At 42.7% G+C, this 1,425-nt stretch carries 1 protein-coding gene; it reads right to left on the reverse strand.

Annotation, left to right across the window (positions count from 1 at the left end):
• Window positions 1-13: 13 nt before the first annotated feature.
• Window positions 14-1,345, reverse strand: coding sequence for an IS4 family transposase (locus tag QL995_RS21605; RefSeq protein WP_024589925.1), 1,332 nt, complete (start codon window positions 1,343-1,345; stop codon window positions 14-16).
• Between the last annotated feature and the right edge of the window lie 80 nt (window positions 1,346-1,425).

Genomic DNA, 1,425 nt, shown 5'->3' on the forward strand with positions numbered 1-1,425 from the left:
TAACACCACTCGTTTAAGAACGAGTGGTGTTTTTTCGTTTATACCTAACTGGATATTTTTGTGTCTTTGCGAGCACCGTTCGCGGATAAGCTTTTCGCTTTCTTTTCTCCGGTAATATTAGCCGTTTACCGTTTTCACGTAGTTCTTTTAGCTTTTTAGGGATTGTCCCGGGGCTTCGACCTGAGCACCATAAAAACTCGTCTTGTATTAGGTATAATGCGTTTATGAAACTGATGCGTAATGGCTCCACTTTATGGGCTTTAGCCATCTCTGCCATTTCAAGTCTCACGATATTGTATGACGTCAGAATACCCCAGAGCTCTTGATAAATACCTTCCTGTTTCAAGCTCCGTAGCGCTGGCTTATTAGATAATTGATATTGCTTGAGCTCACCATATCCTCGCTCTATTTCCCATCGTTGCCAATAAACATCGAGTAGCGCTTTCAGCGGGTACTTTTCTGGACAGGCGCATGAGGTGATGAACCCTTTTATTTCACCTTTAGGTGTCGGAATTTGAATAAGCCTTGCTTGCCATGTATCACCTAGGTAAGGGGCTGATTTTTTAGCTTGTGGCGAAATAGGCATTGTTATTAAGTGGTCGTAATCGCTAAATGATTCCGTTATTTCATAGCGCATTTTACTTTTGATGGGCGTAAGCCAATGATGATTTTCGCTAACACCTTGCCAGCTCGTGAATAGTTCAGCCGAAAAGAAACCTCTATCAAATAGAGTTAGTGAATGTTCAGGTGCTGAGCCAACAAGCTGTTGAGCATAATGAATTTCACTTTGAGTAATGGGGCCAAACGCTGCATCGGATATTAAATGCGTTCTTGTCGACATCAAGGTTACAGCAAGTACTGAGGGGAAGTTCGTTGTCGATTGAGCATAGCCAAAATGACGGTTACTCGGCGTATCTTGGGTTTTAAATTGTGTACCGTCAACGCTTAGCAGCTTTAAACCACACACGTCATCAAAAGTTTGCGACTGCTCCCACTGCGTTGCTGTATGTTTAAAAAGGTGTTTCATAGGCGCTGCGCCTAGCTTTTCTTTCCCTTTTATAATACTGCTGGTCGCCAATGGTGGAAGCTCTCCTTTAGCGTCAGGAAAAGCGAGCTCTAGTTTGTCACAGACTTCAGATATTGAGCGGTTTCTTAATAAACCAATTCCTAACACAAGCCAAGCGGCTTGTTCGGCGGGGAAGCGTCGTTTGCGTACAGAGGCTCTTCCTGTTTGGGTAACAGCTTCTTCAATCCACTCAAGGGGAATGTGCTTAGTGAACGAATCAATATCACGATCTTGGCAAAACTCAGTCGTAAGGTGTAATTCTTTAATAAATTCAGACATAAAAATAGGCCACAACTTCTGTTGTAGCCTATTATGAGCCCTTTGAAAGATCGTTCAATTAGCTTAAACGATCTGCATTA

Source organism: Pseudoalteromonas sp. APC 3358 (assembly GCF_030408075.1).
In the GTDB taxonomy this organism is placed as follows: Bacteria; Pseudomonadota; Gammaproteobacteria; order Enterobacterales; family Alteromonadaceae; genus Pseudoalteromonas; species Pseudoalteromonas arctica.

What these genes read in the sequence shown, in the direction of transcription:
- QL995_RS21605 (WP_024589925.1), bottom strand. Translation starts at nt 1,345, where the DNA reads ATGTCTGAATTTATTAAAGAATTACACCTTACGACTGAGTTTTGCCAA.